The 26,874-nt window shown below is 65.9% G+C and carries 28 protein-coding genes and 2 tRNA genes; 8 read left to right on the top strand and 22 right to left on the bottom strand.

Annotated elements, in window-relative coordinates; translation table 11 throughout:
- Positions 1-5: 5 nt before the first annotated feature.
- The gene (locus QZ189_RS00630) at positions 6-1,205 is read right to left on the bottom strand and encodes a cob(I)yrinic acid a,c-diamide adenosyltransferase (protein ID WP_010314872.1); all 1,200 of its coding nucleotides are present in this window, start codon (positions 1,203-1,205) and stop codon (positions 6-8) included.
- Positions 1,206-1,285: 80 nt separating this feature from the next.
- Here QZ189_RS00630 and larE point away from each other — a divergent pair, with 80 nt between their 5' ends.
- Entirely contained in the window at positions 1,286-2,101 is an 816-nt protein-coding gene (gene larE, locus QZ189_RS00625) for an ATP-dependent sacrificial sulfur transferase LarE (RefSeq protein WP_296420550.1), read from the top strand.
- Here larE and QZ189_RS00620 read toward each other — a convergent pair.
- The 3 genes from QZ189_RS00620 to recF form a co-directional block, all read right to left on the bottom strand.
- The gene (locus tag QZ189_RS00620) at positions 2,091-2,360 is read right to left on the bottom strand and encodes a Rho termination factor N-terminal domain-containing protein (RefSeq protein WP_010314868.1); all 270 of its coding nucleotides are present in this window, start codon (positions 2,358-2,360) and stop codon (positions 2,091-2,093) included. The two genes, larE and QZ189_RS00620, sit on opposite strands and share 11 nt — an antisense overlap.
- A gap of 112 nt (positions 2,361-2,472) precedes the next feature.
- On the bottom strand, positions 2,473-2,949 hold the full coding sequence (gene speD, locus QZ189_RS00615) for an adenosylmethionine decarboxylase (protein WP_010314867.1): 477 nt from the start codon (positions 2,947-2,949) through the stop codon (positions 2,473-2,475).
- 26 nt (positions 2,950-2,975) lie between these two features.
- The gene (recF, locus tag QZ189_RS00610) at positions 2,976-4,154 is read right to left on the bottom strand and encodes a DNA replication/repair protein RecF (protein WP_010314865.1); all 1,179 of its coding nucleotides are present in this window, start codon (positions 4,152-4,154) and stop codon (positions 2,976-2,978) included.
- A gap of 29 nt (positions 4,155-4,183) precedes the next feature.
- On the opposite strand from recF, the gene QZ189_RS00605 reads away from it, so the two are divergent.
- A tRNA-Arg gene (locus QZ189_RS00605) sits at positions 4,184-4,257 on the top strand.
- A 59-nt stretch (positions 4,258-4,316) separates the two neighbouring features.
- Here the strand turns inward: QZ189_RS00605 and QZ189_RS00600 are convergent.
- From QZ189_RS00600 to QZ189_RS00565, 8 genes are all read right to left on the bottom strand, one after another.
- Entirely contained in the window at positions 4,317-4,784 is a 468-nt protein-coding gene (locus QZ189_RS00600; RefSeq protein WP_010314864.1) for a hypothetical protein, read from the bottom strand.
- A 12-nt stretch (positions 4,785-4,796) separates the two neighbouring features.
- Positions 4,797-7,787, bottom strand: a complete 2,991-nt coding sequence (gene ppc, locus QZ189_RS00595; protein WP_296416120.1) for a phosphoenolpyruvate carboxylase — start codon at positions 7,785-7,787, stop codon at positions 4,797-4,799.
- Between the two features lie 32 nt (positions 7,788-7,819).
- Positions 7,820-8,977 (bottom strand): glutamate--cysteine ligase, encoded by a 1,158-nt coding sequence (gene gshA, locus QZ189_RS00590; RefSeq protein ID WP_296420526.1) that lies wholly within the window; start codon positions 8,975-8,977, stop codon positions 7,820-7,822.
- Entirely contained in the window at positions 8,974-10,494 is a 1,521-nt protein-coding gene (locus QZ189_RS00585) for a chorismate-binding protein (RefSeq protein WP_296416095.1), read from the bottom strand. Before QZ189_RS00585 ends, gshA begins: the two co-directional genes overlap by 4 nt.
- A gap of 98 nt (positions 10,495-10,592) precedes the next feature.
- Positions 10,593-11,015, bottom strand: a complete 423-nt coding sequence (locus QZ189_RS00580; protein WP_185186211.1) for a photosystem I reaction center subunit II PsaD — start codon at positions 11,013-11,015, stop codon at positions 10,593-10,595.
- Between the two features lie 121 nt (positions 11,016-11,136).
- Positions 11,137-12,489: a sensor histidine kinase gene (locus QZ189_RS00575; RefSeq protein WP_296420523.1), complete on the bottom strand. Its 1,353-nt coding sequence runs from the start codon at positions 12,487-12,489 to the stop codon at positions 11,137-11,139.
- Positions 12,489-13,775 (bottom strand): rod shape-determining protein RodA, encoded by a 1,287-nt coding sequence (gene rodA, locus QZ189_RS00570; protein ID WP_247479663.1) that lies wholly within the window; start codon positions 13,773-13,775, stop codon positions 12,489-12,491. Before rodA ends, QZ189_RS00575 begins: the two co-directional genes overlap by 1 nt.
- Positions 13,775-14,875: an Mrp/NBP35 family ATP-binding protein gene (locus QZ189_RS00565; RefSeq protein WP_010314857.1), complete on the bottom strand. Its 1,101-nt coding sequence runs from the start codon at positions 14,873-14,875 to the stop codon at positions 13,775-13,777. The genes rodA and QZ189_RS00565 overlap by 1 nt, the downstream gene beginning before the upstream one ends.
- Before the next feature lie 161 nt (positions 14,876-15,036).
- Here QZ189_RS00565 and hemF point away from each other — a divergent pair, with 161 nt between their 5' ends.
- Positions 15,037-16,137, top strand: coding sequence for an oxygen-dependent coproporphyrinogen oxidase (gene hemF, locus QZ189_RS00560; RefSeq protein WP_363155083.1), 1,101 nt, complete (start codon positions 15,037-15,039; stop codon positions 16,135-16,137).
- On the opposite strand, the gene QZ189_RS00555 is transcribed toward hemF, so the two are convergent.
- The 3 genes from QZ189_RS00555 to QZ189_RS00545 are packed head-to-tail and all read right to left on the bottom strand — an operon-like array spanning position 16,096 to position 17,862.
- Positions 16,096-16,917, bottom strand: a complete 822-nt coding sequence (locus tag QZ189_RS00555) for a dehydrogenase (RefSeq protein WP_296416092.1) — start codon at positions 16,915-16,917, stop codon at positions 16,096-16,098. The genes hemF and QZ189_RS00555 overlap by 42 nt on opposite strands.
- 14 nt (positions 16,918-16,931) lie before the next feature.
- On the bottom strand, positions 16,932-17,486 hold the full coding sequence (locus QZ189_RS00550; protein ID WP_010314849.1) for a cofactor assembly of complex C subunit B: 555 nt from the start codon (positions 17,484-17,486) through the stop codon (positions 16,932-16,934).
- A complete protein-coding gene (locus QZ189_RS00545) occupies positions 17,404-17,862 on the bottom strand; it encodes a Pex protein (protein ID WP_363155080.1) in 459 nt (152 codons plus the stop codon). Before QZ189_RS00545 ends, QZ189_RS00550 begins: the two co-directional genes overlap by 83 nt.
- A 140-nt stretch (positions 17,863-18,002) precedes the next feature.
- Between QZ189_RS00545 and QZ189_RS00540 the strand changes: the two genes are divergently transcribed.
- A complete protein-coding gene (locus tag QZ189_RS00540) occupies positions 18,003-18,680 on the top strand; it encodes a ribonuclease D (protein WP_247479674.1) in 678 nt (225 codons plus the stop codon).
- A gap of 9 nt (positions 18,681-18,689) precedes the next feature.
- Here the strand turns inward: QZ189_RS00540 and QZ189_RS00535 are convergent, their stop codons facing one another.
- Both QZ189_RS00535 and QZ189_RS00530 read right to left on the bottom strand, forming a co-directional pair.
- Positions 18,690-18,947 (bottom strand): hypothetical protein, encoded by a 258-nt coding sequence (locus QZ189_RS00535; RefSeq protein WP_010314843.1) that lies wholly within the window; start codon positions 18,945-18,947, stop codon positions 18,690-18,692.
- Between the two features lie 36 nt (positions 18,948-18,983).
- Positions 18,984-20,234: a lipid-A-disaccharide synthase-related protein gene (locus QZ189_RS00530; RefSeq protein WP_296420520.1), complete on the bottom strand. Its 1,251-nt coding sequence runs from the start codon at positions 20,232-20,234 to the stop codon at positions 18,984-18,986.
- 43 nt (positions 20,235-20,277) lie between these two features.
- Here QZ189_RS00530 and QZ189_RS00525 point away from each other — a divergent pair.
- Positions 20,278-20,348, top strand: a tRNA-Cys gene (locus QZ189_RS00525).
- Positions 20,349-20,366: 18 nt separating this feature from the next.
- Here QZ189_RS00525 and QZ189_RS00520 read toward each other — a convergent pair.
- On the bottom strand, positions 20,367-20,855 hold the full coding sequence (locus QZ189_RS00520; protein WP_296417999.1) for a hypothetical protein: 489 nt from the start codon (positions 20,853-20,855) through the stop codon (positions 20,367-20,369).
- A 2-nt stretch (positions 20,856-20,857) separates the two neighbouring features.
- Positions 20,858-21,031 (bottom strand): hypothetical protein, encoded by a 174-nt coding sequence (locus tag QZ189_RS00515; protein ID WP_247479684.1) that lies wholly within the window; start codon positions 21,029-21,031, stop codon positions 20,858-20,860.
- 25 nt (positions 21,032-21,056) lie between these two features.
- Between QZ189_RS00515 and QZ189_RS00510 the strand changes: the two genes are divergently transcribed.
- Positions 21,057-22,025 (top strand): aldo/keto reductase, encoded by a 969-nt coding sequence (locus QZ189_RS00510; RefSeq protein ID WP_296417997.1) that lies wholly within the window; start codon positions 21,057-21,059, stop codon positions 22,023-22,025.
- 3 nt (positions 22,026-22,028) lie between these two features.
- Here the strand turns inward: QZ189_RS00510 and QZ189_RS00505 are convergent, their stop codons facing one another.
- Together QZ189_RS00505 and purM are read right to left on the bottom strand one after the other, a co-directional pair.
- Complete coding sequence (locus QZ189_RS00505) at positions 22,029-22,721, bottom strand: 2-hydroxyacyl-CoA dehydratase (RefSeq protein ID WP_050778426.1); 693 nt, start codon at positions 22,719-22,721, stop codon at positions 22,029-22,031.
- Positions 22,722-22,897: 176 nt separating this feature from the next.
- Positions 22,898-23,932 (bottom strand): phosphoribosylformylglycinamidine cyclo-ligase, encoded by a 1,035-nt coding sequence (purM, locus tag QZ189_RS00500; RefSeq protein ID WP_010314803.1) that lies wholly within the window; start codon positions 23,930-23,932, stop codon positions 22,898-22,900.
- A gap of 386 nt (positions 23,933-24,318) precedes the next feature.
- On the opposite strand from purM, the gene QZ189_RS00495 reads away from it, so the two are divergent.
- Both QZ189_RS00495 and QZ189_RS00490 read left to right on the top strand, forming a co-directional pair.
- Entirely contained in the window at positions 24,319-24,819 is a 501-nt protein-coding gene (locus QZ189_RS00495) for a septal ring lytic transglycosylase RlpA family protein (RefSeq protein WP_296416088.1), read from the top strand.
- A 17-nt stretch (positions 24,820-24,836) separates the two neighbouring features.
- Positions 24,837-26,393: a bifunctional pantoate--beta-alanine ligase/(d)CMP kinase gene (locus tag QZ189_RS00490; protein ID WP_296420518.1), complete on the top strand. Its 1,557-nt coding sequence runs from the start codon at positions 24,837-24,839 to the stop codon at positions 26,391-26,393.
- On the opposite strand, the gene QZ189_RS00485 is transcribed toward QZ189_RS00490, so the two are convergent.
- Positions 26,390-26,872, bottom strand: coding sequence for a low molecular weight protein-tyrosine-phosphatase (locus QZ189_RS00485; RefSeq protein WP_010314797.1), 483 nt, complete (start codon positions 26,870-26,872; stop codon positions 26,390-26,392). The two genes, QZ189_RS00490 and QZ189_RS00485, sit on opposite strands and share 4 nt — an antisense overlap.
- Positions 26,873-26,874 lie beyond the last annotated feature (2 nt).

The raw sequence follows: 26,874 nt of genomic DNA, 5'->3' as shown, positions 1-26,874 counted from the left end.
AGCGCTCAGTAATCCACGCCGCGCTTGAGGTCCACCCCACGTTCGGCGTAGTGCTTGTGGCAGACCATCTCGGAGTGGACGCTGGCCAAATCGAAGTAGGCCGGGGGGTGCTTGCAGCGTCCGGTCAGGATCACTTCAGTCTCAGCCGGCTTGCGCAGCAGGGTTTGCACGATCGGCTCCACCGGAATCAACTCCAGATCAACGGTGGGGTTGATCTCATCGAGGATCACCGTCTTGTAGAGACCACTGGAGATCGCCGCACGGGCGATCTCCCAAGCGCGCTCGGCCTCGACGTAATCAATCGGCTGCTGCTGACCGCGCCAGACGATGGCGTCCCGGCCCGAGCGCAGGTGATCCACCAGATGGGGGTAGCTCTCCCGTAGGGCCGCAATCGCCGCGTCCTCGGTGTAGCCGTTGCCCCCCTTGAGCCACTGCAGGATCAACACCCTGTGGCTTTTGTCCTGGGAGATGCCGCGGCCAATGGCCTGCAGGGCCTTGCCCAGGGCACTGGTGGACTTGCCCTTGCCCTCGCCGGTGTAGACCTCAACCCCCTCGAGGCCCGCCAAGACCGGCTCACCGGTTTGCTCCTCGAAGGCCGGGGTATCGGGGCGCCGGTGGGCGCGCATCTCCGAGTGGAGGTCTGCAATCTGCACCAAGGAGCGAGGAGCGCCCCGACCGGTGACGATCACCTCCATGCCGGCGGGCTTGGCCGAGAGGGTGCGCACCACCTCCTCGGCATCCAACAAGCCGAGATCCAGCACGGGGTTGAGCTCATCGAGCACCACCACCGAATAGAGCTCGCTGGCGATGGCCCCCTTGGCGATGGTCCAACCCCGCTGGGCCTCTTGCACGTCCACGCGGGTGACCTCATCGGCGCCAAAAAATTCGCCGCGGCCGGTGCGGACCTGGTCGATCAGATGGGGGAAACCCTGCTGCAGCGCTTCGATCGCCGCGTCTTCGTCGTAGGAGCGACCGGGCCCCTTCAGAAAACGCAGCAACAGCACCCGGGTCTGCTTCTGCTCGCAGATGCCCAAGCCAATGGTCCGCAGGACGACCCCGAGGGCCGCCTGACTTTTGCCTTTGCCTTCGCCGTCGTAGACGTGAACCTGGCCGCGACTGCGCTCGCTGCCATCGGCGGCGGTTCGGATCCCAATGCCGCGTCCGGTGCTGCGACTAGTGCTGGCAGAGGTTGCCTGCGGAGCCATCGACGAGCCTCTTACCGTTGGATCCTAACGAGAGTGTTTTGAAGCCAGGGCACCCCATCGTTGAACAACTGGAGCCTCCCTTGGTGGAGGCCCTCGGGGCCCTGCGGCAGCGCATTGCGTCGCTTCCGGCGGCCATCGTCGCCTACTCCGGCGGAGTCGACAGTGCCTTGGTGGCCGCCATCGCAGCTGAACAGCTGGGCGATCGCGCCCTGGCGGTCACCGGCATCTCACCGGCCTTGGCGCCCCACCTCCGAGCAGAAGCGCAGCAGCAGGCGGTCTGGATGGGCATCCAGCAGCAGGAACTGCCCACGGCCGAGCTGAACGATCCGGCCTACAGCAGCAACCCAGAGAACCGCTGCTACGCCTGCAAGCGGGAACTCCACAGCGTGATCGCTGAACTGGTCGGCCAACTCGACGAGCAATGGCGCGGTGCCAGCGTTCTCGATGGCGTGAACCGCGATGACCTCGGCGACCATCGCCCCGGCATCGAGGCGGCGCGGGAGCGGGGGGTCTCATCGCCCCTGGCGGAACTGCAGATCGACAAAGCCGGGGTGCGTGCCCTCTCGCGGGCCCTGGGATTCCCCTGGTGGGACAAGCCCGCTCAACCCTGCCTGGCCTCACGTTTTCCCTACGGCGAAGGCATCAACGCTGAGCGACTGCAGCGGGTCGGCGCCGCCGAAGCCTGGCTGCGGCAGAGGGGATTTCAGGAACTGCGGGTGCGCAGCCAGGGGGAAACGGCCCGCATCGAGGTGCCCCCCTCAGCCCTGCAACGCCTGGTGGAGGAGCCCACCCGCACTGCCGTTGTGGAGGCCCTGCTGGGCCTGGGCTTCAGCGCCGTCAGCCTGGATCTTGAGGGCTTGGTGAGCGGAAAGCTCAACCGGGCCCTCAAGCGCTGAGCAACTCCTCAATCAGATCTGCCTTGCGCAGGCGGCTCACTCCGGAGAGCCCCCGGGCACGGGCCAGCTGCTGCAGTTGCACCACCGTCTGGCCCTCCAATTGGGTGCGCGGGGAGGGACGGTGGTCAAGCTTCGGTGGCGCGGGGGGAGCGGCGAGCGCCTGATCGGCGGCGGCGGGGACCCGGGAGGCCAGGGTCAACAGCGCCAAGCTGCCGCCGGTGATCAGCGCCGCCTCGATGGCAAAGGTGATCTCCTGCATGGGGGGAGAGATCCAGATTGGCGGCATTACAGCCAATCCTTCCAAGACACGCCACTGGTGCACGGGCACAAAAAAGCCCCCCGCTGGCGGGAGGCTCGGTGTTCGATCGCAATCAGGCTGCGATCAGGTCGGGTTCACGCTCGGCGTCGGCCACAGCCTCAGGGGTCTCGCGGCGGAAGCTCTTGAGCTTGTAGTTACCTGCGTTGAGCTCTTCGCTCAGAACGATGCAGGCCCGCTCGGGCATGGTGTGGTCACCGCAGGTGAACACGTCCACAGCGGCGTAGCCCGACTCGGGCCACGTGTGGATGGAGATATGGGATTCGGCCAGAAGGGCCAGCCCCGTCACACCCTGGGGTTGGAAGTGGTGGGTGATCAGATTGAGCAGGGTCGCGCCAGCACGCTTCGCAGCGGTGGTGAGGGCGTTCCTGATGAAAGCTTCGTCGTCGAGCTTGTCAGCGTCGCAGTTGTACAGCTCGAGGATGCAGTGTTTACCCACCATGTCGGTGGCACTGGGTGCTTGGGGGCTAGCGGAGAAGGTCTCAGCTCCAGTCCATCCCGGGTTGGGGTGGAGACAGGCTGCTTGGCTCATCAACGTGAGGCAAAGAGTTCAAGACTTTACTGGCCAGGGAGCACCATTCCTGCCTCAACGGTGACCACCTGAGAACCCTGATGCCAACCGCCGTTAAAGGCCCCCAGGTGGGTCGCGCTCACCAGGCACTGATGCCCCTGGCCCACGGCCTCCAGCAACAGCTCTTGCCGCCCGGGGTCGAGCTCCGCCAAGACGTCATCCAGCAGCAGCAGTGGTGGCTCGCCCCAGAGTTGATGCACCAGCTCGAGTTCCGCCAGCTTCAAGGCCAGGACCAGGGTGCGCTGCTGTCCCGCTGATCCATAGCGGCGGGCCGGCTGGCCGCCCAGCTCCATCGCCACCTCATCGCGGTGGGGGCCGACGCTGCACTGGCCCAGTCGCAACTCCTGGGGGCGCTGCAGCAGCAACTGCTCCGCCAGGGCATCCCGCCAGGGGGCTTCCGCCTCCTCACCCTCGAGCTGACTGCCGGGGCAGTAGCGCAGACCCAAGAGTTCACGGCCATCGCTGAGGCGGTGCTGCCAAGCCTGGGCCAGGGGTTCCAGCCGCCGCAGCGCCCGCAGCCGCCGGCGGTGCAGCCGGGTTCCGATCAAGGCCATCTGCTGGTCAAAGGCATCCAGCAGGCCCTCAAGCTGGGCCTGGGGGAATCCCCGCCGCAACAGCTGGGAGCGCTGCCGCAGCAGGCGGCCGTAGCGACTGAGCAACTCGGCATAGACCGGCTCGAGCTGCAGCACCACCCGATCCAGCCACTGCCGGCGCAGGGCAGGCTCACCGCGCACGAGCTCCAGGTCCAGGGCGCTGAAACCGACGCAGCGCAGGGGACCAATCAACTCGTGCTGACGCTCCAGCACCTTGCCGTTCCGGCGGGCCTGCCGCCCCCCCTGCCGGCGCAATTCCAACTCCAGGCGATCGCCGCCGTCACAGTCGGCGGCGATCAACCCCTGCCGCTCCCCCTGCTGAATCAAATCCCGGTCGCTGCTGCAGCGGTGGGAGCGAAGACTGCCGAGCAGCTCGACTGCCTCCAGCAGGTTGGATTTGCCCTCCCCATTGCGGCCAATCACCAGCAATCGCGGGGCCTCGAGGGTGAGGCTCAGCGCTCCGTAATTACGGAACTGACGCAGCTCCAGGCGGTGCAGCCGAATGGGTCTCTGGGGCCGTCTGACCAGTAAGGTAAGGCGGTGACGGTGGTCTGCTGCCTGCACACGACCCATCTGAGCAACAGATCTTGCTCAGGCCGCATGGGCATGTAGCTCAGTTGGATAGAGCATCAGATTCCGGTTCTGAGGGTCGGGGGTTCGAGTCCCTCCATGCTCGTGATCAGGTCCTAGACCCGTCACCGACATCACCCCGCTGCGGCGGGGTTTTTTTGTGGCCTAGAGGCGCAGACCCATGGCCCGAATACCGCCGGGGTCCACGACAAATCCGTTTTGCTTGAGCGCCTCGAGGGCCACGCTGGGGGCCGCCACCGAAATGCTGCATCCGGGCAATTCGCGCCGTAGCCGCGCCATGGCGGCATGGACGATCACCCGAAGCACCTGGGCCTGCTCAGGGTCTTGTGGATCCGCTGAGAGATCCCAAAGATTGGCATTGAGGGCCAGGTCGCTGGTTGCTCGCACAAAACCGACCAAGACACCAGTGGCATTGCGCACGCTGAACTGCCAGGCGCTGCGGGAGAGGGCCTGCTCGAGCCGCTCCTCCAGCCGCTGGGGATCCCCGCACTGCACGAGCAGTCGGTTGAGTTCTGCCCCACTGGGGGACTGCTGACCCTCAAGGCTGTAGCCCAGGGGCAACGCCGGCGGCTGGGGCTGCGAGCGGAAGGGGATCAGAAGCGAATCAAGCAAGGCCGCCGCGCCTCAACCGGTATTGCGCATGCCCGCGGCAATGCCATTGATCGTCAGCAACGCGCCGCGCAGCAGCTCACTGCGGCTGTAGGTCCGGCCGTCGTCGCGGGCCGCCTCTTCGCTCATGGGCGGCTGGCGGTTCTGATCCCGCAGCCGCCGCAACAGGGCCACCTGCAGGAATCCCAGCGGGATGATCGTGCGGTTGCGCAGCTCAACCGAGAGCTGCAGGGCCGGATCCCCATCGAGCAGACGCTCATGGCCGGTGATGGCCAGGACGAGATCCCGGGTGAGCACAAACTCGCGGGCAATCACCGCGAAGATCTCCTCAAAGGCCTCGCGGGACTCCGGGCGTCCCAGGGACTGGACGTAGTGGTGGGCCAGATCCAGGTCGACCTTGGAGAGGGTCATCTCCACCTTCGAGATCAGCATCCGGAAGAAGGGCCAGCGCTGATAGAGCTGCTGGAACAACTCCATCTGACCGGGGTCCCCGCTGAGTTCCTCCTGCAGGGCCGTGCCCACGCCGAACCAGCTGGGCAGCAGGAAGCGGCTTTGGGTCCAACCAAACACCCAGGGGATGGCGCGCAGGCTGGAGAGATCCTTGGCACCGCTCTTGCGCCGGGCAGGACGGCTGGAGATCTGCAATTTGCTGATCTCTTCGATCGGGGTGCACTGCTGGAAGAAGCCGACCAGATCAGGGTTGTCGTGGACGAGGGAGCGGTAGTGGCTGCGGGAGCGCGCCGCCAGCCGAACCATCAGCTCATTCCAGTCCGGCGTGTCATCCACGTGGCTGGTGACCAGGCTGTTCTGAATCACCGCGGTGGTGACCGTCTCCAGGTTGTAGAGCGCCAGCTCCGGCAAGGAGTACTTGGAGGCCAAGACCTCCCCTTGCTCGGTGATCTTGATGCGGCCATTCAGGGTGCCGCTGGGTTGCGCCAGGATCGCCTGGTAGGCCGGACCACCGCCCCGTCCCACGGAGCCGCCGCGGCCGTGGAAGAGGCGCAGGCAGACGTCATGGCGTCTTGCCAACTGCTGCAGAGCGATTTGGGCCTGGTGGATCTCCCAGTTACTGGAGAGGAAGCCGGAGTCTTTGTTGCTGTCGGAGTAGCCGAGCATCAGCTCCTGCAGCGGCCGCCCGTTGGGGCTGGAGCTCGCGATCAGCTGGCGATAAAAGTCCTCGCTAAACAGCCGCTCCATCACGCCAGGAGCAGCCTTGAGATCCTCCACCGTTTCAAACAGGGGGATCACCAAGAGGTCGGAGCGCTGGGCGGTCGGATCCACCAGGCCGGCCTCCTTGGCCAGCAACAACACCTCGAGCAGATCCGACACCGTGTGACTCATCGAGATCACGTAGGTGCGGCAGATGCGGGAGCCGAACTCCTGCTGCAGCCGTTTGACGACGCGCAGAACATCAAAGGTTTCAGCCGTCAGGGGGCTCCACTTGACGGCCGCAGGGATGAGCGGACGGCGGGTCTGCAGCTCAGACATCAACCAGCTGATCCGCTGCTCCTCGTCCATCTCCCCATAGGGAGTGGGCATCTGCAGGTAGCGGGTCAGCTCATCGAGGGCATCGCTGTGGCGGGTGCTCTCCTGGCGGATATCGAGGCTGGCCAGGCAGAACGCGAAGGTGTGGACCTGGGCGATCAGGTTGTCCAGGGGCTCACAGCTCAAGCCGCTGCCCTGCAGGCTTTCGTTGATCAGCTCCAGATCGGTGCGGAACTCATCGACCGTTCCGTAGTGCAGCTCCGGTGCGGGGGGAGCGGGCATGGCGCCCTGATTGCCAAAGTCGGGCTGGGCCGGCCGCGGTTCGTGGGGAGCATCCCAGCCGGCAGCCGCCTGCTGCTGGTTGCGGGCCAAGGTCAGCCGCAGCCGCTCAATGACGTAGCTGATTTTGAGGCGATAGGGCTCCAGCCGGTAGCGGGCCGCCCGCTCTTCGTAGACCTCCGGGAAGCGCAGGCGGTCCATCTCGAGGGACTCGAGCAGGGGAGCGCTGACCTGGCTCCACTGCATCGAAATACTCAGCTGATCGCGGAGGTCCTCCACCGCAGCCAAGTAGCGATCGAGCATCAGCTGACGCTGATAAGACGCCGTCCGCCAGGTGATGTCCGGGGTGACCGAGGGGTTGCCGTCGCGGTCGGATCCAACCCAAGAGCCAAAGGTGCAGAAGGCGTCGCTCGGGGGCAGAACATCGGGGTAGTTCGCACCCAGGGCCGTGCGAATCCGCTGGCGCAGCTGGGGCATCGCCTCAAACAGCACCTGCTGGAAGTAGTGCAGGGCGTAATCGACCTCATCGAGGACGGAGGGCTTGAACTGGTGCAGCTCGTCGGTGCGCCACCAGAGGCGGATTTCCTCCTCCAACTGCTGACGCAGGTTGTCCCGTTCCTCGGGATGCAGCAGCTGACTCTTCTGGAGCTGTTGGATCAGGGAGGCCACCCGGCGCTGCTTGTGGCGCACGGTGTGACGAACGATCTCCGTGGGGTGGGCGGTGAACACCAGCCGGATATCGAGCTCCTGCAGCAGCTGCTCGATCTGGGCCGGAGGAACGCCAAGGCCCCGCAGCCGGGTGAAGAGCTCTCGGAAGGTCGCGGGCGAGCTCTGGCTCGCCAGGGGCGGAACAAAGGGATCGCTCAGCTCTTCAGCGTGGTGGGGCCGAAGGCTGGCGAGATAGCTGTCCTCCTCGATGTGCTGCTCAAGGATGTTGACCAGCTGGAAATAGAGGGAAAAGGAGCGAGCGGCAGCAATGGCTTCAGCCAGATCCATGTCGCGGATCAGCTGCACGATCTCCTCGGTCGCCGCCTCGGATGCCTGATCGGGAGCGCCGCCGTCGATGCGGTTGCTCAACGCTTTCATCCGCAGCAACCGTTCCGCCTGGGGGGCAGGACATTCACTGCGCAGCACCGTCTGCCAGAGGTCCTCCACCAGCTCCAACCGATCGCCAAGGAGTCGGGTGACCCGAGGCTCAGCCGCAGGAGCAGAGGCTTCAGTTGCGGCGAGGGTGGGCCCCATAGAGGCGGTTTCGGCAGGGGTGCGCTGCATGATCATCCCAAAGTGCCTGCCTCGTTGATGGTGCTTTGCGCACCAAGACGGGTTTCCAACTGCTCGAGATCCGCTGCGGCCGAGGCAATCAGCTCTGCCACGGACACGCCCTGGGCATGGGCCTCCAGCCATTGCATCGCCTGGTTGCCCTGGCTCAACACCTGCTGAAGAGGCAGCAGCAGCTCAGCCAGACCCAGCTCCCCGGCCAGGGACTGCAGACCGGCGAGCTCAGCGGCAATCCATGCGCGGGCCGTGATCGGCGCACCATCACGCCAGTGGCGGAGTTCAGCGTCCAGGCTGCTGCGCGCCGCCGCCTGATCATTGGCATCGGCAAGGGCTGCCAGGGCTTGGGGATCCAAGTCACTGGCCTGCAGCGGGTCGCAGGCCGCAGGATCTCGGAGGAGTTGGTGAATGCGCAGCTCCACAAACGCCGTCAGGGCCAACAGCAACTGGGGATCCGCCACCAGGTCACAGATGCGAATCTCCAGGCGATTGAGGTCGTAGGGGCGCCGCTCACCGTTGGGGCGTACGGAGGTCCAGAGATGGCGCACGTTTTGCATCGTGCCCAACTGCAGCTGCTCCTCCACCCAGTCGATGTAGTGCCCGTGGTTCAAGAACAGGGGCACCTGCTCGGGGGTTAGCGGGAACTGGAGCCAACGCTGGGAATGGGCGCCCGTGACCTGCCCATCGACGAAGGGCGAGCAGGCACTCAAGGCCAACAGCAAGGCCGCCTCACAACGCACCAGGCGGCAGGCCGCAAACAGCTGATCCGGATCGGTGAGCCCCAGGTTGATGTGGACACTGGCGGTCACGACCCGGGTGCCGTAGGTGGCCTCGATGTAGGCGTGATAAGGGTTCTTCGGGTCTGAGCGCTCAAAACGCTGGCTATCCCCGGTGCTCAAGGTGCTGCCAGGCAGCAGGGTCAGTCCCCGTTGGGCCAGCCAAGGGCGCAGCCGCCGCCGGGGCTCCAGCAGCAGGGCCAGCTGGGTGGCGTAGCTGGCCGCAGGGGGGGTGATGTATTCGAGATTGCGGCAATCGGGCTCGGTGACAAACCCCTCGAGGGCCGCCGCGACTTCAGCCGAACATCCCACCACCGTCCCGTCGGGACGGCCGGTGTAGAGCTCGACCTCAAAACCCTTGAGCAACAGAGGGCTGCTCATGCCAGGCAAGCCAGAGCCTTCAGCATGCCCCGGGCTTTGTTGAGGGTCTCTTGGAATTCCGAAGCAGGCACCGAATCAGCCACTAAGCCAGCACCGGCCTGGACCTGAACCCGCCAGCGACCGTCCCCATCGGGCAGGACGACCATGGTTCGAATCGTGATCGCCGTGTTCAGCGCTCCGCTGAGATCCATGGCGCCATAGACCCCGGAGTAGGGACCCCGGGCATCGGGTTCCAAGGCATGGATCAACTGCATCGCCCGGATCTTCGGCGCACCGCTGACGGTGCCAGCCGGGAAGGAGGCCATCAACAGATCCCAGACATCCCGCTCTGGATCGAGCAATCCCTCCACCTCACTGACGATGTGCATCACGTGGGAGTAGCGCTCAATCACCATCAACTCGCTGACGCTGACGCTGCCCGGCACACAGACCCGGCCCAGGTCATTGCGGCCGAGGTCCACGAGCATCACGTGCTCCGCGCGCTCCTTGGGATCGGCCAAGAGATCCTTCTCGAGCGCCAGGTCCTCCGCTTCACTCCGTCCCCGGGGGCGGGTGCCCGCAATGGGCCGCAGGGAGGCCTTCACCCGGCCACTGCCATCGGCCATGGGCTCGGCCTTCACCATCACCTCAGGGCTGGAGCCAATCAGGTACCAGCCTCCAAAGTTGAAGAAGGCCATGTAGGGAGACGGATTCACCATCCGCAGGCTGCGGTAGAGCTCAAACGGCTCCCGCTCAACCGGCGTTTCCAGGCGCTGACTGATCACCAGCTGGAACACATCCCCAGCGGCGATGTGCTCTTTGGCCGTCAGAACAGCCGCTTCAAACTCATCGCGACTGCGGTTGCTGCTGGTGGGCAGATCCACCGCATCGGCATCCCGCCAATCCAGGGGTGTCACCCCGGAGGGCAGGGGCTGGTGCATGCGCTGCTCCAGCGCGTCCAACCGCGCGACCGCGGCGTCGTAGGCAGCGGTCGCGTCGGGTTCGTCGTGGAGATTGACGTAGGCCACGGCCGTGAGCTGACGCTTGACCTGATCGAAGGCCAGCAGGCTGTCAGCGAGCATCCAGCAGCCATCGGGCGGCCCCTCCGGATCGGTGGGGTGAATCGGAACGCTGGGCTCAATCCAACGAATCAGTTCGTAGCCCCAAAAACCAAACAGTTGACCCAGGGGAGGCAAACCCGGAACCGCCGGGGCGTCGTAGGCCGCCAGGGTGTCCCGCAACAGATCAAAGGGGTTCCCGCTGAGGGCGCTGCTGCGTCCATCGCGCCAGCGCTGTTCCGCCGACTCACCGCGCACACTGAGGGTCCAGAGCGGATCGCTGACCACAAAGCTCCAGCGGCCGATCCGCTCACCGCCTTCGACGGACTCCAGCAAGACGCCGTGGTCACTGCCGGCACCCACCTTCAGCCAGGTGGTCAGGGGCGTCTCCAGGTCCGCCGGCCAGGTGCGCCAGATCGGGATGTAATTGCTGCCCGCCTTGGCCTGGGCCAGAACTGTCGCGCGGTCAGGGGAGGGCATCACTACGACGACGGGCAGGCAAAAAAAACGGGGCGCTTAGCCCCGCCTTTATAGAGGTTGAAGCACCGCCCGTTGCTCGAAGCAGTGCAGGTCCTGAATCAGGAATCGAAGGTGTTCTTGCCGGTGAACTTGATGCTGGCGGGGTTGCCGTTCTGGCCAATGCGGCGGGCGTTGTGGCCCACCATCTGACGACCCTCGTTCACCTTCTCGGGGAACACACCATCTTTGGGGTGCAGGAACTCGGTGTCACCGCCGGGGAAGATCCGGTAGATCTTGTAGTCCTCGATCCGGGGCTTGAACTTGGTGCGCAGCTGGGTGCCGAGGGCCAGGCACTGCTCCTTGCGGGCGAAATACATGAGGTTCTCGCCCTCATTCATGTGAGCCGCACCGCCGGTGGGGAGCTCAAAGACTTGCTCTTTGGCGCTGGTCCAAGTGATGGCGTACTTCTCTTCGGTCTCAGCGGCGTTGAGCAGACCGCCGGTGCTGCCGATGTACTTCGGGAGTTGACCGCTCAATGTCATGGCTGTTCCGGAGGGGGTGTCGGCAGACCGCAGACCGTTTCAAGCGGAAGCTAGCACCGTGTTTTGGGGTGAACTGGGGGTGCCGCTGCTCTCTTCACACCCGTCAACATTGGTGCCGGTTTTAGGCCACCGGGAAAAAGACCGTGAGGTCATTTCCAGAGCGCTCCGCGAGCCGTCCCCCCAGGCTGTGGAACAGGCGCTGGGTGGCCTGACGGCTCAGCTGCAGGCTGCCGGTGCCGGGGTTCCAACTCAAGACTGGGCCGACCCGCTCTTGCAGGTCCTGCTCACCCTCACCCGTGGGCAAGGCCGCAGCACTGAGGCGCAACTTCAACCGGGCCCCCGCGGGCTGAAGGCTCAGTTGCACCACCGCTCCGGCGGGCAAGCCGCGACTGAAGCGATCCATCAGTCCGCCCAAGACGGTTTCCAGCCGCGCTGGGTCGGAGAGGACGAACGGCAGCTCCGGCGTGAGCAACAGCTCCAGGTTCAACCCACGGCGCTCCAGCTGCTGCTGCCAGCCGGCCTCAAGCTGACCCAAGAGCTGGGCGAGATCGGTGCGGGCCAGGGCCTGGGCCGGCTCATCGAGCACCGGCTGACGCTGCAACTCAGCCGCCAGAAAAATCAAACCGAAGCGATCAATCTGCTCGCTGCATTCCCCATCGATTTGATGCAGGCGTTTGCGCACCAACTCCGTGAGATCGCCGCGCCGCAGCAGCGAACGAATCAAGGTGCGAATCGTGGCCAACGGCGTGCGCACCTCATGGGTGAGGGCCTCGAGCAGGGCCAACTCACTGCTGGGGCTGGAGCTGCTGTCTGAGCCACTGCTGCGGTGCACCAAGGGCTGCAGGGTCAGGCTGGGGGCCATCGCCGCCAGCCGCTCAGCCAGGCGGGGCCAAAACAGCTGCGCCAGCTGCTCGTCGTTGTGCAGTCCACCCAGGGCCTGGATGGACTGGCGCAGGGCCTGACCCTGCTGGGGATCGCTCTGCTGCAGGCGTTCATCGAACAGCGACAGCGCGGCAGAGAGGGTGGGCGGGTCAAACCGAACCACCAGTTGGCGCTCCTGGGCCGGGCCCACCAGGGCCATCGCCATCTGCAACTTCGGCGTAATCAGCACCAGCAGTGGATCCGTTCCATCGGCCTCCTCCAGGGCCAACCGCTGAAATCCACCACTGACCGACGGGCTGGCCGCCGCGGCCGGCAGCAAGGGGGCGTTGCTCTGCAGCAGGTCCTTGAGTTCAGAAGGCGCCCAGACCCAGCCCTGGAACTGCTGCAACAGGGAGGGTTCGTAGAGGGCGGGCAGGGGGGAGGCCAGCCAGACCCCGGGCTGAGCCCCCAGGGGCAGCAAAAAATCCTCCTGGAGGGTGGCCAGGGCGGCCCACCACTGCCGGCGCACGCTGTCCTCATCGCAGCGACCGGCGGGCATCTGCTGGGCCAGTTGACGCCGGAGCGCCTCAAAACTGCAGCCCAGGACTCCCATCAGCGGCGTTTGGCCGGTTGCTTAATGCCCCGGGCCACCGAGGCGCATAACCCCAGGCCGATGAAGTTCACCAACATCGCGGAGCGGCCGTAACTCAACCAGGGCAAGGGGATCCCGGTGATCGGCCCCAGACCGATGGTCATGTTGATGTTCACGACCACCTGGAACATCACCATCGCCCCCACGCCAATCACCACTAGGGACTCCACATCCGTGCGGGCCTGACCGGCGATCTTGAGCAGCCGCCAGATCCAGGCGACAAAGCCCAGAACCACCAACGCCGAACCCAGAAATCCCGTTTCTTCGCCCAGGGCGCTGAAGATGAAATCGGTGTGCTGCTCTGGGATGAAGCGCAGCAGGGTCAGATGGCCCTGGAGCAGACCGGTGCCGAACCAGCCGCCCGAGCCAATGCCCACGGTGCTCTGCAGCAGGTGGTAGCCGCCGCCCAAGGGATCCTTGTTGGGATCCAGGAAGAGGGTCAGGCGATCCCGCTGGTGGGGCTGCAGAAAGTTGTTCCACAACCAGGGGGTCCCCACAGCGAACAACCCCTGAATGGCCACTACGGCCATCGGTGCCAGGCGTTTCCAAGGCAGCGAACGGGCGGCCACAACAGCCATGGCCGGAATCCAGAGCACCAACAGCCACGGGACGACCCCGGCGAGCACCGAGGTGACCACCGGCGAGATCAGGAGCACAACCCAGGCCCCCGGCATCCCGGACCAGAACATCATCACCAGCAGCACCGCGCCAAACACCAAGGAGGTGCCCAGGTCGGGCTGGATCAAGACCAGCAGCCAAGGGACGCTGATGGTCGCCACCGGCCGCACCAGGTCCACGGGCCGCTCAACGGGATGGCGCGACAGGACCTGCGCCAATAAAAGAATGGCCGCGATCTTGGCGAACTCAGAGGGCTGGACATTGAAGCCAGCGATGTTGATCCAGCTCTGGGCCCCCAAGGCGCTCACCCCGATCAGGCGCACCGCGATCAAGCTGGCGACCATGGCGCCATAGATCGGCCAGGTCCAGCGAGAGATGCGCTCCACTGGGACCTTGGCCAGCAGCAGGGCAATGACCAAACCCACAGCCGCCGTCACCCAGTGCTGGTACCAATCGGCGTAACCGGCCTGGCGCTGGGTGCTGGCGATCAGGAAGCCGGCGACGAAAATCATCGCCAGGGGGATCCACCACAGGATCTTGTCGACGCCGGCGAACCAGCGGCGCCGGCGTCCATCCCGTTTGAACAGCAGGCCCCCGCGGCGGCGATCCCAGAAGCCCGAGAGCGTCATCAGCGCGTGGCCACCGGGAGGCGGCCCGCCAGCGCGGCAAAGGCGGAGGCCGTCGCCGACTCCGGTGCACTGACGGTCACAGGCCGGCCGCCGTCACCGCCTTGAACCACCGCCAATTCCATCGGCAACTGGGCCAAGAGCGGCACACCGCTCTCATCGGCCAGGCACTGGCCGCCACCGGAGCCAAAGAGCTCGTAGCGCTTCTCGGGGGCATCCGGCGGGATGAAGGCCGTCATGTTCTCCACCACACCCAAAACCGGAACCCCCAGCTGCTGGAACATCGCCAAGCCACGGCGAGCGTCCTGCAGAGAGACCATTTGGGGTGTCGTGACAATGATCACGCCAGCCATCGGCACGGCCTGGGCCAGGCTGAGCTGGGCGTCACCCGTCCCCGGAGGCAGGTCAACCACGAGCACATCCCGCTCACCCCACTCGACTTGGTAGAGGAACTGGCGAATGATGCCGTTGAGCATCGGGCCGCGCCAGATCACGGGCTGATGGGCATCAATCAGCAGGCCCATCGAGACCATCGCGATGCCGCAACTCTCAATGGGGGTTAAGACCTGGTCGTTGCCGCTGCCCCGCACCTGCGGGGTTTGATCGGCCACGCCCAGCATCGTCGGGGCATTCGGGCCATAGATGTCGGCATCGAGCAGACCGACCTTGAGTCCGCGCTGGGCCAAGGCACAGGCCAGGTTCACCGCCACGGTGCTTTTGCCCACGCCCCCTTTGCCACTGCTGACGGCGATCACCTGCTTGACGCCAGGAATGGCCTGGCGCTCAGGACCACCGCCTCCATGACCAGCCGCGCCGATGGGAGCGCCCCCCTGGGAGGGGGCCTGCGGGGTCGCCTGGGTCAACTCGATTTGAACGTCATCAATCCCGCCGAGCTGGAGCAGGGCACCACGGGCATCGGCGGCGATCCGGTCCCGCTGGGAGCTGGCGTATCCGGGCAACGCCAGCTGGAACACGACGCGGTTGTTCTGGACCCGAACCTCTTGGATCCACTGCAGATCCAGAAGGCTGCGGCCGGTGCCGGCATCTTTCAGGGGCTCGAGGGCGGCGAGGGCCTCTTTCAGGGCCTGGTCTGCGCTGGCCATCGGGCGATTACACGGTGCTCCGGATCCTAAAAGCGTTGGCCCAGAGAGGCATCCCCAAGGCCAGGGCCCGGCGGGATCACGAACCCTCTCGAAAACTTGTGCAGCGGTGGGTCGGACTGAAAAGGTGGTCCGATTCCCCCTGCCCCACGGCGCGAGCATCGATGTTGAAGGGTCTGCTGTCCCGTGCCAAGGCCAAGCTGGCGAGTGAGACCTCGGCAACCTCCGGCGCCGTCGCCCTCGAGGCTCCCCCCGCCAACTCCCGCGAGCGGGCGCGCGCCCTGGTGATGGGGCTGCAGGATTCCATCTGCGCTGGCCTGGAGCAGTTCGACGGCGGCGGGCGCTTTGAAGAGGAAAGCTGGATTCGCCCCGAGGGCGGTGGTGGCCGCTCCCGCGTGATCAAAGGCGGCCGGGTGTTTGAACAGGGCGGTGTGAACTTCTCCGAGGTGGAGGGCACCGAGCTCCCCCCCTCGATCCTCAATCAACGGCCCGAAGCCAAGGGCCACCGCTGGTATGCCACCGGCACCTCGATGGTGCTGCACCCCCGCAACCCCTTCATCCCCACCGTTCACCTCAACTACCGCTACTTCGAGGCCGGTCCCGTCTGGTGGTTTGGCGGCGGTGCTGACCTGACCCCCTACTACCCCTTCCTGGAGGACGCCAAGCACTTCCACCAAACCCTGAAGAACGCCTGCGACAGCGTCAATCCGGCCTACTACCAGGTGTTCAAACCCTGGTGCGACGAGTACTTCTATTTGAAGCACCGCGATGAGACCCGGGGTGTGGGCGGGATCTTTTACGACTACCAGGATCCACGCGGGGTGCTCTACAAGGGCCAAGCCCCCGAGGGGCCCGCTGCCGCCGCTGGGCAAGGGGTCGGCCCCATCCAGCAGAGCTGGGAGCAGCTCTTCAACCTGGCCAGCGCCTGCGGCAACGCCTTCCTTCCGAGCTATCTGCCGATCGCTGAGAAGCGGCAGCACACCCCCTACGGCGAGCGGGAACGTCAGTTCCAGCTCTATCGCCGCGGCCGCTACGTGGAATTCAACCTGGTGTTTGACCGGGGCACGATCTTTGGCCTGCAAACCAACGGCCGCACCGAGTCGATCCTGATGTCCCTGCCCCCCTTGGTGCGCTGGGAGTACGGCTACAAAGCCGAGGAAGGCAGCCGCGAGGCCCTGCTGACCGATCTGTTCACCAAGCCCCAGAACTGGCTGGGTGATGACTCACTGGTTGGTCGCTGCCAGCCCCACGGCGCCGTGAGCTGAGACCGGGGGTGGAGCCGCCACCAAGCGGTGGCGGCCCAAGCCGGCCTCCAAGGCAGCCACAACCCGTTCACTGATCACCGCCAAGGCCTGATCACGGCTGCGGGGATTGCGCAGGGCAGGCTCCAGGGGAGCCTCGAGCTTGCCGATCTCCAGCAGGGTGATGCCCCGTTTCGGACCACCCAATCCACCTCGAAAGCGCAGGGGATAGCCGCCAAAGGCGACCGCGAGGCTCTCATCCAGGGAGCTCAAGGGGCGATGCAGGGCCGGGATGACCCCCGAGCCGATGCCATCGGGGCCATAGGCATCGAAATGGATCTCCATCGCGTAGCCGCCGGCCTCCGCATGGGCCTTGCCCACGCTCCAATTCGTGCGCGGATCATCGCCATCGACGATCGTGCGCGCCGGAGGGTCATAGAAGCGGATGTTCAACCCCCGCTGACGGCCCAGCTGGACGACACGGCGTGCGACCTCCAGATTCCAATAGAGCTCGTCGCGGATGCCCTGCTGCATGGGCTTGGCACCACGGATATCGACCGAGTAGCCGGAGGTTCCGGATCCCGGAATGGCCTGGGAGTCAGCGTGGCCAGCCATGACCAGGATCGGGGTGGTGCTGGCGACTTGCCGGACCCCAATCCAGTCCCGTCCCAAGCGCCCGCGCGGGCCGGTCAAGGCATCGGCGGCACCGGGAGCTGGGGCCGGAGCCTGAGCGTCAGCGGCCAGGGCCAAGCTGGCGGCAGCCAGGCTGGCCAACAGCAACGTGCGGCGCCGGGGAAACCTCATCGGCCCATCCTGGCTCAGATCGGCGAATGCAACAGATCGCCCACACCAAAGAGCCCCAACTGGGGCCCCATCTCCTGCTCCAGGGCGATCAACTCATCGCGATGGGCCCGCATCTGCAGCGCACTGCCGGTGGCCTCGTCGTGGCTGATCAGGCGCAATTCCACGGTTTCAGCCCGCGCCGCGCGGCGGCGATAGACCACCCCAGCCAAGGGACCCAGCAGGGTCAAGAGCAGGGGCCACCAGGCCAGGGCGGGCAACAGCTGACAGAGCACCAGGCCCAGACAGGCCGCACCGACCCCTCCCAGCACAGAGAGCAACAGCGCCAAGGCGCCACTGGCCTCCACCTGACCGGAGAACTTCAGCAAACGGCGCTCCGGGTTGGCCTCCTCGGCCACCCAGCCGCGCCCCTTCAGCCACTCCGCCAGGGCCGGAAGCACCTCGAGCGGAGGCTTCGAGGAGCGGATTTCAACAACGGTCGTGCGGTCCTTACTGGCGGCCCGCAGAAAGAACACCAGACCGACAACCAGCAGCAGGGTGAGGGGCAGGGTGGAGCCCAGGGCCTGGGGCATGGCTGCTGGCGTGAAGATTTCGCTCATTCTCCTCGAGCCAGTGGCGCCATGGCGGCATCAACTGCTCAGCGTCGCCGCGCCGGGTCTCGAGAAGATGCAACATCCGCCGCGGCCGCCCGCGGCTAGGGCAGCGCTGGGCGTAACTGGCGATCGTGCCGTCCTGGTCCAAAAAGCCCAAGGCCTGCTGCAACACGGTCTCCGACAGTCGCAACTTGGGATGGGAGGCCGAGAGGTCCTGCATCAGGGCCGTCGGGTAGGTGTCGGCCTCGAGCAGCCGCTCCAAAATCCAGCAGACGGCCAACTCCAAACTCAAGTGCTGGACAGGCGGACGCTCAAAAAAGGCCCGAATGGACTCCAGACCAGGCCGTGGGGGCAAGGGACGAGAACGCATTGAAGGAGAGGGGCCACGCGCTGACCAACTGCTAGCGCGATCTCACTTTGATACGCAAAAGCGACAGATGATCTTGAGATTTGCCGTCGGTCCGCGACGATGGATCGCAGTTGAACCATCCCCCCTTGAGCAGCGCCGCCTCCGCCGTCTCCGCCCCTGCCGCGGGATCGAGCCCTGCTCGCTTTGCCGTCCTGGATCACGATCTGAACCCTGAGTGGCGCGCCCTACTCGGGGCCTCCAGCGCACTCGCGGTGGACACCGAAGCCATGGGCCTGATCCACGGCCGCGATCGCCTCTGCCTGGTGCAAATCAGCGACGACCACGACAACGTCTGCTGCATTCGCATCCACCGCGGCCAAACCGAGGCACCCCTGCTCAAAGAGCTGATGGAAGCAGCCGGCATCGAGAAGGTCTTTCACTTCGCCCGCTTCGACGTCGCCGCCCTCGCTGAAGGCCTGGACATCCACGTCAGCCCCATCTTTTGCACCAAGATCGGCAGCCGCCTGGCCCGGACCTACACCAACCGCCACGGCCTCAAGGACCTGGTCAACGAGCTCTGCCACGTCGAACTCGACAAAGGGGCCCAGAGCAGTGACTGGGGACGGGTTGAGGAACTGAGCGAGTCCCAGCTGGCCTATGCCGCCAATGACGTGCGCTATCTCCTAGCCGCCCGGGCCCGCTTGATCGAGATGCTCGTGCGCGAAGAGCGGCTGGATCTGGCCCAGCGCTGCTTTGCCTGCATCCCCGTGATCTCGGATCTGGATCGCGGCCGCTTCGGCGCGATCTTTGAGCACCGCTCTTAAGGAAGGGGCTCAGTCATCCCCGAGGTACATCTCCTCCTCCTTCACCGCCTCGAGCAGCACATCCAGGAGCTGGCGGGATTCCTGGCCCACGCCCTGGGCCTCCAGCAGGAGGCGCTGGGCGATCAGCAGACGCCCCTCGTTGTCGCGCACTCCCTCCTTGGCCGCCACCAGATCCACCTTGCGGCGGGCCGAAGCCAGGCTGATGCTCAAGGCACTGGCGAGCTGTCCGCAGGCTTTTGCGTAGTCCTTGTCCTGGGGAGCTGCCATAGGGGCGAAGCAACGCGGCGGTTGATCAAGCCCCCATCATCCCGTTGCGCCGTCCGCGCTCCCCAATAGGCGCTCCTCGATCGCCCGCGAGAGGGCAACGCTGCCGCCCGCCATCCCCATCCGCTGGGTCCCGATGGCCCCCAGCTGCCGGGCGAGACCCGGGTCACCCAGGAGCAACTCGGCCCGCTCCGCCAGGACGGCAGAAGAGCGGCAGACCGCCACGGCACCGCCGAGCAAACGGCTCTGGCGCTCCGCAAACCCCCGCTTGAACTGGGGCCCGGGGCCAGGCAACGACAGCGCCGGAATCCCGAGTCCCACCAGCTGCTCGGTGGCCGTTCCCGCAGAGGCCAGGCCCAATTCCGCCCAACAGGCCCAGCGCGAAAAACAACCGGGGCCAATCAACAACAAGCGGCGGCCGCAGGCCCAGGCCGCGGCTGCCCCCAGCTCCGCCAGGGCCTCTGGAGGCTCGATGGGCTCGTAGCCCAGGTCCAGCAGCAGCGGTTCCCATTCATGGGGAGCCGGGCGTGAGCCGGTCGGCGCCAACACCAGCAGGGGAGCCCCGCTGGGCACCAAGGCGAGGGACTCCAGCAGGCGCTTGAGGTTGCCCGCCGCCTCGGGCATGCGACTGCCGCCCAGCAGCAAGACACGCCGCCAATCCCGCAGGGCCAGCGGCAGGGTCCCCAGATCCAGGCCGTCCATCATTGGATTGCCCGGGGCAATGGCCGCCACCCCATGGCGCCGCAGCCCCCGCGCCGTCAGGCGATCCCGCATCGCCGCCAGACGGCAGCGGGGGCCTGCCATCAGGGCCCATTCCCAGGGGTCCCACTCACTGCCCTTGAGGCGGTGATACAGGGCCGCGATCCCCGGCGCGCCGGCCCAGGTGTAGTCGCTCTTGGGGGTGCCGATGAAGCCATAGGGCCCGCCGCCAGACCAGGCCAGCAGCAGGGGCAGCAGATCCCCCACCGCCAAAACGGGATCACCCGCCTTGCCCCAACGGCGCACAAAGCGCCACTGCCGCAGGGTCAAGCCCAGAACCCCAGCGCCAAGATCCGCCAGGAGCCCCCTCAGGCTCTGATTGCTGAAGCCACCGCTGGGCAGTTGACGGCGCGGCCCCACCCGGCGCAGCAGCCCCTGCTCCTCAGCCCCCCGGTAGGCGGCACCCTCTCCGACCATCGGCAGCACCGCCACCTCGATCTCGGGGCGCCTCTGCTTCAAGGCCTGGATGACCCGCAGGGCGATCAGGTCTTCCCCATGGCCGTTGCTCAGGACCAGCAGGCGGCCAGGCATCCCGTGACTGATACGATCCGTCCCTGGGAGTTTGCTCCCAAGCGGCGGCATGGCCAAGTGGTAAGGCAGAGGATTGCAAATCCTTTACCCCCAGTTCGAATCTGGGTGCCGCCTTTGAATCGCCCTCGCGGGTCAGGGCAGATCGGCTTCCGCTGACCAGCGTTCGCCGAATTGCGTCTGCGCATCGCAACGGGCCTGGGGGCCATCGATGTCACAGGTGCCAGCCACCGGGAAGGTTTTCGGGAAGCCCACCACCAGACCGCGGGGGTTGAACTGGGCGAGGCGCAACAAGCGCACGCGCAGCAGCACGGAGCCATCGAGCTTGCAGACACCATCGCTGCAGCGCAGGGGCTGCCCAGAGCTCGCCCGCTCCCCCACAAAACTCACCTCCTGGAGCAGGTCCTGCTGGGGCACAGGCGCCATCCAACTGAAGCGCAGCACCGATGGGTTGCGCTGATCCAGGCGCACGCTGCTGCAGGGCCCTGGAGCCTGGCCAAACAGGGTCAATTCACAACGCCTGGGCTCCACCTGCCAACGTCCAAAACCCTGTTGCTTCTCTTCAGCCGCCAGCACGGGAGCAGCGGCGCCGAGGCAGAGGGCCACCAGCAGCAGACGCGCCACGCTCAATAGCCGGAATCCGCCACGCACATCCCGATACAGACCAAGCCATTGCTGGCCGTGCGGCCGCAGTGACCGCAGAGCACCGGATCCTGCTCCTGGCGCGCGGGCGCGGACTCCTCAGCCTGGGGCGGCGGATCGCTGGTCTGGGCAGCCGGGCTGGGCAGAGAATTCAGCACAGTGCAAGTCCGCGATGGCTCGATCATGACAAGTGAGGCGGACCAACCGGGCATCGGCGTTGGCACCTGGGCCTGGGGCAACCAGTTCCTCTGGGGCTATGACCCGCAGCGGGACGACGCTCGGCTGGAGCAAACCTTTCAGCGTTGCCTGGCACTGGGCTTTCGCTTCTTCGACACGGCGGACTCCTACGGGACCGGCCGACTGAATGGCCGCAGCGAGATGCTGCTGGGGCAATTCGCCATGCGCGCCACCCCCGACGAGCGCCAGCAGCTCTGCATTGCCACCAAGTTGGCCCCCTTCCCCTGGCGCCTGGGCCGGCGGGGCTACGACCGGGCCTTTGCCGCCTCCCAGCGGCGCCTGCAGGGACAAATGAAACGGGTGCAGCTGCACTGGAGCACCGCCCGCTACGCCCCCTGGCAGGAACCGGCGCTGATCGATGGCCTGGCGGACCTGGTGGAGAGCGGAGCGGTCCCCAGCCTGGGGCTCTCGAACGTGGGGCCCAAGCGGCTGCGAACCATCCACCGGACACTCCAAGAGCGAGGAATTCCCATCAGCAGCCTGCAGGTGCAGTTCTCGCTGCTGGCCCCACAACCCCTTGCAGACGGGGGGATCGTGGACACCTGCCAGGAGCTGGGAATTGAGCTCATTGCCTACAGCCCCCTGGCCCTCGGCCTGTTGGGCCGCAGCGCTGGGGACCCCAGACCGCTGCCCCAAGGAACGCGCGGCAGCCTCTTCCGCCGCCTCGAGAGCTCCCTGGCCCCCTTGCGCCAAACCATGGAGGAGATCGCCAACGGCAGGCCGGGGGGCTTAGGGGCTGTGGCCTTGAACTGGTGCAGAGCCCATGGGGCCATGCCGATCCCCGGGCTCAGAAGCAGCGATCAAGTTGAGCAAGCCGCGGCGGCCCGGAGCTGGAGCTTGAGCAGCGATGAACGGCGCAGCCTCGATGCCCTCGCGGCCGCGCGCATGCCTGCCAATCCCTTTCAGAGCGCCTGAGGCCTAGTCACCACCCATTTCAGGGGAGGGATCGGGGGTGAGCACAACGGTCATCTGCTCACGCTCCGGTGCCTGGGGGGTTTCGATCCGACGGACCATCGGCACGACACGAGCCCGGGGGGGCTCAGGCGCGACCGGCTCAGGCGGCGTGACCTCCTCAGGCTCAGACGCACCCTCGTCACAGGCGGAGAGCGCCTCCTGCAGCAGCGAATCAAAGGTGGCACCAGGCAGACGGTGCCGGGCGATCTCCAGGAAGGCGCGGGCCAAGGATTCGCCAGCCGCAGCCTTCAGGGCCGGGTTGGTCCGGCGCTGCTCCTGCTCCTCCTCAACGGCACGGATGAAGCGATCCGTGACATCCCGCTTGGTGGCCGCACGAATGCGCGTCTCCTGCTCCTGGGGGTTGAGGCTGAGCTGTTGATCGAGTTCCTCAAGGCGCCGGCAGAGGCTCTCCATCACCTCCTTGGCTTCTTTGCCCACATGGGCGAGCTGGCCATCGGAGAGGCGAGGGAGGTCAGCAACAAAGACCTTGCCGTGGTCCCTCAGGGTCAAGAAGGTGGGCCGGACATTGCTGCGACCGGAGTAGGGCTCGCGGCGCAGGGGACGATTGGGGGCAACCGGTCCAGCGGAGCTGCGGCGGCGGGTGATTCGCCCGGAGTTACCTACAAATGCAGCAGAAGATTGCGCGTTGAAAGACATCTCAAACAACCCTATAAACAACAGAACCTTGAACAGAAAGAAATCTGAACAACGGCCAATAGAACTGAATTACGGAACAACCACAAAACAGCTTGCGCGGAACCTAGGCAACAACTCAGGAGAAGGTGCCTTGTTCGTGCATGACTGAAGCAATTTGGCAGGTCCAGGCCGCCGGTTCAATACGGCAAACCCGCCAAGGGCTCTGCCCCAGCCTCGCCGGCCTCAACACTGCCGAGCAGCCAGGCGCGGTGCCCCGCCTCCTGGCAGACCGCGATCGCCCGCTCCACCTGAGCCTCAGGCAGCACAAGCGCCAGCCCCACCCCCAAGTTGAAGGTGTTCCAAAGATCCCGCTCTGGGACCTCGCCCTTCTCCTGCAGCCAGCGGAAGAGCGCGGGGCGCTCCCAGCTCCCCGGGTCAATGCGGCCATGGACACCGGCAGGCAGGGTCCGCGGGAGGTTCTCCGGAAGCCCGCCCCCCGTGATGTGTGCCATGCCGTGGAGCGCCAACCCGTCCTGGAGGAGCCGCTGCACAAGTGCCGGGTAGAGCACGGTCGGCTCCAGCAGGGCATCGAGAACCGGCAGGCCAGCCCCCTCCAGCGGGGTGGAAGCGGTCACTCCATGGGCCTCGAGGATGCGGCGCACCAGGCTGAAGCCGTTGCTGTGCACACCGCTGCTGGCCACAGCAACGATGCGATCACCGGCCTGGACGCGGCTGCCATCAATCAGGTCATCCTCATCGACCACAGCCACACAAAAACCGGCGAGGTCGTAGCGACCAGGGCCGTAAAAGCCAGGCATCTCTGCGGTCTCACCCCCCAACAGGGCACAGCCGCTCTGGCGACAGCCATCGGCAATGCCCTCCACCACTTCCGCCATCGCTTCAGGCGTGAGCTTTCCGGTGGCGATGTAGTCCAGGAAAAACAGGGGCTGGGCGCCGCTGGTCACCACATCGTTGACGCACATGGCGACCAGATCGATGCCGACGCCGTGGTGACGGCCGTGGGCCTGGGCCAACTCCAACTTGGTGCCGACGCCGTCGGTCCCGGAGACCAACAGGGGCTTTTTGATCCCTTCAGGAATTCGGCAGAGCCCGCCAAACCCGCCCAGGCCGCCGACCACCTCAGGTCGGCGGGTGGACTCAACACTCGAGCGGATGCGCTCCACAAAGGCGCGCCCAGCCACCACATCAACGCCAGCGGTGCGGTAGTCCATGCCCTAGACGGCCGATCACTTCTCTGATCCTGCCCCGTCAGCCACCCCCAAGACCCAAAAACAAGTGGACAATTCCAAAATTGCACCACATTTCAATCAGTCGCACTGATGAAAGCCATGACTCCTGCTGATTAAAGAGTCGCAGCGCGTTGTCGCTCAACCCAGGCGGGAAGAGTGTTTCCCAGTGAGATTGCCAATCCTGATGAATACGACCACGCCGAAATATCAGGGAACGTTGATGCAAGTCCGACTAACTTTTGCCAGACCTTCTCAGTTCCAAGGAACACCTCAGCGCATCAGCTACAGAAACCTCGCGTTTTTGACGCTGATTCCAACGAGTTGCAATCCAACCAGTCGCCGCTTCGCGACTAGGTGTTCCGGTTGTTATGCGTCGTCTTTCTCTCCTCGGCGGATTCGCACTCCTGCTCTCGGGCAGCAGCAACGCCAATCCGGTCTTGGCCACCAAGAGCCCTGCGATCCCTGAGATCCCAGCGGCCAAGTCGGTTGCCCTGCGGAACGTCGAGACCCCAGGAGCTGAGTCCGAAACCCTGAAGAAGCCCGCCGCGCCGGCTCTTCCGATCGCGGTTCGCTCCGTCAGCACCGGTGAGGCCAGTTGGTACGGCCCCGGTTTCTACGGCAATCGCACCGCCAACGGCGAACTCTTCCGCCCCGGCACCTTGACCGCGGCGCACCGGACCCTGCCCTTCGGCACCAAGGTCCGCGTGACCAACCTCTGGAACGGCCGCAGCGCCATCGTTCGCATCAACGACCGAGGCCCCTTCCATGGCCGCCGGGTCATCGATCTCGCCCACGGTGCCGCCAGTCAGCTGGGTCTGATCTCCAGCGGTATCGCCCAGGTGAAGCTTGAGGTGCTGCAAGCTCAGTAGGGATTCAACCCTTCGCTGTGCAGCTGCTGCGAACCCGCGCCGAACTCGAGGCCTGGCGCCGGGCCTGCGCTGATCGCAGCTTGCACTGCGTCCCCACGATGGGGGCCTTGCATGGGGGCCACGCCAGCCTGATCCGCCGGGCCAAGCAGCCAACCCCAGTGGATTGCAACCCACTGGTGCTGACCAGCGTGTTCGTGAACCCGCTGCAGTTCGGCCCCAACGAGGACTTCGCCCGCTACCCGCGCTGCCTAGAAGCTGATCTGCAGATCGCCCAGCAAGCCGGAGCCGACGCCCTTTTCGCACCAAGCGTGGAAGAGGTCTATCCCCAGGGGGAGTGTGAACTCACCCGCGTACAACCGCGGCCTTCGCTGCAAGCGGGACTCTGCGGCCGACACCGAGCCGGACATTTCGATGGGGTGGCCACGGTCGTCGTACGCCTGCTGGCCCTGATCCGCCCCCAGGTTCTGCTGCTGGGCGAGAAGGACTGGCAGCAACTGCAGATCCTCAAGAGCGTCGTCCAGGATTTGGGCTTGCCGGTTCAGGTCTGGGGTTGCCCCACCTTGCGCGAGGCCGATGGCTTGGCCATGAGCTCCCGCAATCGCTACCTCTCCAGCGACGAGCGCCAGCGCGCCTCCGCCCTGCCCCAGGCGCTGCAGAGAGCCGCCCAGCGCTGCCTCGGGCAGCCGGAGCTCGAGCTCGCGCCAGTGCAAGCGGAGGTCCAACGGGCCCTGGAGGAGGCCGGCATGGTGGTGGACTATGTGGAGGCGCTGAAGCCCCAGAGCCTCCAGGCCCAACCCCGTCTGGGGGGACTGACCCTGCTGGCGGCAGCTGCCCACTGCGGCCCCAGCCGACTGATTGACCACGTCTTTCTCATGAGCCGAGCCCCAATCGTTGCCATCGATGGCCCTGCCGGCGCCGGCAAAAGCACCGTGACCCGAGCCTTTGCCGAACGGCTGGGGCTGATCTATCTGGACACCGGGGCGATGTATCGCGCCGTGACCTGGTTGGTGCGGGACCGCGCTGTCGACCCCAGCAAGGCTGAGGAGGTCGCTCCTCTCCTGGCCGATCTCGATCTGCAGCTCAGCAGCACCTCCAGTGGTCAACGGGTGAGCGTCAATGGCGTGGATGTCACCGATGCGATCCGCTCCCCGGAGGTGACGGCCCAGGTCTCTGTCGTTGCAGCCCACGGCTGCGTGCGCGAGGCCCTGACCCAGCAGCAACAGGCGATGGGCGCGCGCGGCGGCCTGGTGGCGGAAGGCCGCGACATCGGCACGGCCGTATTCCCAGATGCCGAACTCAAGGTCTTTCTGACCGCCACCGTGAGCGAGCGGGCCCGGCGCCGGGCCCTCGATCTGGAAGAGCGTGGTTTTGAGGTGCCGGAACGGGCGGATCTGGAAGCGCAGATTGCCGAGCGCGATCACCTGGACTCCACCCGGGCCGTGGCCCCCCTGACCCAAGCGGAGGATGCCCTTGAGCTGATCACCGATGGCCTGGCCATCGACGCGGTGATTCAGCGGCTCGTGGATCTGTTCCGCGAGCGCGTTCCCCACGACGCCTGGCCGGACCCCAACTAGTCCCGCGTCAGGGTCTCCAGCAAGCCTGAACAGGCGTCCTCGAGCAGATCGAGGACGTGCTCAAAGCCCTGCTCACCGCCGTAATAGGGATCAGGGACTTCCTGATCGCCAAAGCGGCGGCAATGGCTGGTCATCGGTTCCACCAGGGCCAAACCGGGGCGGGAGCCCAGCTCCGCCGCGAGGGCGCGAACGGCCTGCAGGTTGTCGTCATCCATCGTCAGGATGCGATCAAAACTGCTGAAGTCGGCCAACTCGATCTGGCGGGCGCGGCTGGGGAGGTGAATGCCGCGGCGCTCGGCGGCGGCGCGCATACGCCGGTCCGCTGGGTGACCGACGTGCCAGCCGCCGGTGCCGGCACTGTCGACCACGAAGCGGTCCTCCAGACCCGCTTGGGCGATCAGGTGCAAAAAGACCCCCTCGGCGGCAGGCGAGCGGCAGATGTTGCCGAGGCAGACAAAGAGCAATCGTTGTTCAGCCATGG

The sequence above is a fragment of the Vulcanococcus sp. CPBay_Sum15L08_68 genome (genome assembly GCF_017855895.1).
Lineage (GTDB): Bacteria > Cyanobacteriota > Cyanobacteriia > PCC-6307 > Cyanobiaceae > Vulcanococcus.
The sequence above is the reverse complement of the archived record's forward strand: the minus strand, read 5'-3'. Positions and strand labels throughout refer to the sequence as shown.